General features: G+C 60.2%; 2 protein-coding genes and 1 pseudogene. 1 reads left to right on the plus strand and 2 read right to left on the minus strand.

Annotation, left to right across the window (positions count from 1 at the left end):
• Positions 1-10: 10 nt before the first annotated feature.
• Both D8U69_RS21420 and D8U69_RS21425 read right to left on the minus strand, forming a co-directional pair.
• On the minus strand, positions 11-745 hold the full coding sequence (locus D8U69_RS21420; protein ID WP_056854883.1) for an alpha/beta fold hydrolase: 735 nt from the start codon (positions 743-745) through the stop codon (positions 11-13).
• 81 nt (positions 746-826) lie between these two features.
• Entirely contained in the window at positions 827-1,522 is a 696-nt protein-coding gene (locus D8U69_RS21425; protein ID WP_130904170.1) for an HAD-IA family hydrolase, read from the minus strand.
• Between the two features lie 244 nt (positions 1,523-1,766).
• Between D8U69_RS21425 and D8U69_RS21430 the strand changes: the two are divergent.
• Positions 1,767-3,138: pseudogene (locus tag D8U69_RS21430) on the plus strand (type IV secretion protein Rhs); the annotation flags it as partial.

Below are 3,138 nucleotides of genomic sequence, written 5' to 3' on the forward strand. Positions count from 1 at the left end.
AGAATCGGGGTCAGGCAGTGACGGCCATAGCGTGCCGTCGATGATGAACGTCGAGCTGATCCTTGATCACCTTGAGTACCTTGGCTTCATGCTCATGAATGAAGAAGTGCCCGCCAGCGAGCATGTCTAAGGAAAAGCTGCCGTGGGTTTCCTTGCTCCAGCCGATCAACTGCTCGGTGGTCGCTCGGTCTGCCTTGCCGCCGAGTACGTGCACCGGACACTTGAGCAGTGGTCGCTGGATCGGCTCGAAACGTCCGCAGAGCTGGAAGTCGGCGCGCAGGATCGGCAGTGTCAGGCTCATCAGTTCCTGATTGGCCAGCACTTCTTCGCGGGTGCCATTGAGGCTGCGCAGTTGCTCGATCAATTCGGCATCGGTTTTCGGCTCGGCAAAACCACGGTCGTATTCCAGACGCATGGTTGGTGCAGCGGTGCCGGAGGCGAACAAGGCCACCGGTTCCGCAACGCCCAGCGAACGAAACGCATGGGCCATCTCACAGGCGAGCAAGGCACCCAGGCTATGGCCGAACAAGGCATACGGTGCCTTGAGCATGGCTTTTTGTTCGTGGGCCAATTGCAGGGCCAGGCGGCGCATGTCGGTGTGCAACGGCTCGCCGTAGCGCGCGCCACGCCCCGGCAATTCCACCGGTTGCAGCTTGATCCACTCCGGCAGTTTGCGCCGCCAGCGGCTATAGACCATGGCGCTCGCGCCAGAATAAGGCAGGCACAGCAAAGTCAGCGGGGTCACCGGACGTACCTCAAAAGTTGTCTGTTCAGAGAACGGATGAAGTACGCCTGGAATTAGTCGCCGATCAAATGCCTACAGATGTCAGGCCCATTCCAGCGCCGGCAAGCCAAAGGCGCCCGGCTTGAAGGATTTGAGCGTACGAAGAATGCCATCGGCGTGTGCGTACTTTTCGTCAGCCATGGCCGCGTCCGGAATCGCGATCGCGGTCATCCCCGCTGCCTTCGCCGCCGTGACACCGAACGGTGAATCTTCGAACACCAGACAATCCCGGGGAGCAACGCCCAGGCGCCGCGCGGCAGTCAGAAAGATATCCGGTGCAGGTTTGGCCGCGCCCACGTCCGGGTCATCGGCGGTGACGATGAAATCGAACAAGGCGAACCAGTCGCGATGCAACGTGGTTTTCTGACCGAACGACTGGCTCGAAGAACTGGTGCCGACGGCAATCGGAATGTTGTGCGCCTTCAGATGCCGAACCAATTCCTGCGCGCCAGGCATCGCCTGCGCTGTAGGAAAACGCTCGCGCATCAGCGGTTCGCGGATCACCAGGAATTCCTCGGCACTGATCGGCAGCTCCAGCGCCTCGACCACGTAGCGCGCCAGATCACCCGCGCCACGACCGATGATGTTCTGCTTGAGGCTCCAGTCGAAAGTTCGCCCATAGCGTGCAGCGATCAGAGCCGTGACTTCGGTGTAAATGCCCTCGGTGTCCAGCAACAAGCCGTCCATATCGAAAATCACGGCCTTGATCGGGCCGAATTCTTTCAGCGGTGCATTCATCGCATCTGATCCGTATTGAACGATATCCCAGGCGGCTCAGGTGCGGCCGTTCCGTGATGGATTAAAGGTTTCAGCAGCATAGCGAGCGTGGCAGCCCCAGGGCAACGGGCAAAACCCGCCCCATGACGAAGCGGCGACACTGATTTAGCGATTCGCCCTACAGAAAACTCCAATTTTCCCGACTTCTTTCACGCCTGATCCAACGCAAAGTTTCCCGCCTATTTCTCCAGGCGAAACCCCGCGAATGTTTGATCCAGACAAGCTGCTGGCCTTGAACAACACCATCGGCCTGCTGGTGGTCGCTGCCATGAACCCGCAGCGACCGGACGTCGAAGCGGTGCTCGGTGATTTCCGCCTCTGCCTCAACGACTATCAATCCTGGGCGGAAAATTTCTGGACTGGCGGGACACTGGCTGTCGAGCAAGTGTTCAAGGTCGGCAACGAAGTCCGCCTGAGCGCCCCGAAAAACTCCACCACACCCGTCAGCTCCACGGTTGCCACATGCCCCGCCAGCGGCCCGTTGACCTTGGTGCACATGTTCGAAGCCGCGCGCTTCGTGCCCATCGGCAATACCCCGGTCAAGCTCGAACCGTTGATATCCGAAGGTGCCGACGGCGCGAAATACGGCGAGCCGATCCATCAAACCATTGGCCCGAGCGGCATCCTCAACGTCCCTGATTGCTGGCGTGGCAAGCGCTACCGCATCACTTTTTTTCCCAACGTAACCCGCGAACACGTCAAAGCGCTGTACGACTCTTACCAGGACGTTGTCGATGAGCTGGAAGGCTGGTTGCGCAACGAATGGACCCTCGAGTTTGAACCGCAGTGGAGCCACTTTTCCGAGGCGGATTTCATCCAGCGCTACGGCCTGTTGCAGCAAGCGGACTGGCTTGGGTTCGAGAAAACGCTGCAGGGTCTATGGGATGACGTGAAGCAGGTCTTTGCCCTGATGGCAGACCTGCAGGCCAACAGCGAAAAACTCCTTCAATACCTGAGCGAAGTCGAACTCGCCACGCTGCTGAACGCCTCGGCTGAAGCGATCGCCAACGTGTTGCTGGTGTTGAGCGACGAGCCGTTGATGTTCATTCATCTGGCGGCCTTTACCAGTTGGCTGAGGATGTTGCCGCCGCAGTACATCGCTGAAGTCGTGGCGCAAATTCGTACAGAGTTGTTGATCAGTTTCCTGCTCGTGCGCTTGACCGGTCCTGCCGGCCTGGGTCTCGGCATCAGCACCAAGGTGCTGGCGAAGATCAAGTCCGAACGCACCCGACGATGGCTCGCAGCAGCAGGTTTGCGCCTGGCCGAACTGGCCCGCCGCTCTGATCTGTCCAGCCACGCGGGCGCTCTCAAACCCGTGGTGATCAATGTCCGCAACGCGCCCCTGAAACCCGCGCCTGCGGTGCCAATGCGCATCAGCCCGACAGGGTCGGCAGATGTGCTGGTGGACAACCCCGTCGCCATCGCTCGTAACAAGTCCGCAGCCATGACCCGTCTGGCTCGCCAGGAACATCAGGATGATGTCCCTGCGCAAGCGAAAACCCCCAACGGCGACAGCGCCGACGCCGCCGACCGCACCGCCACCCATGGCTGCCCGGTGTCGCTGGTCACCGGCGAAG

Source organism: Pseudomonas sp. Sample_16 (genome assembly GCF_004307665.1).
Classification (GTDB): domain Bacteria; phylum Pseudomonadota; class Gammaproteobacteria; order Pseudomonadales; family Pseudomonadaceae; genus Aquipseudomonas.

What these genes read in the sequence shown, in the direction of transcription:
- D8U69_RS21425 (WP_130904170.1), bottom strand. Translation starts at nt 1,522, where the DNA reads ATGAATGCACCGCTGAAAGAATTCGGCCCGATCAAGGCCGTGATTTTC.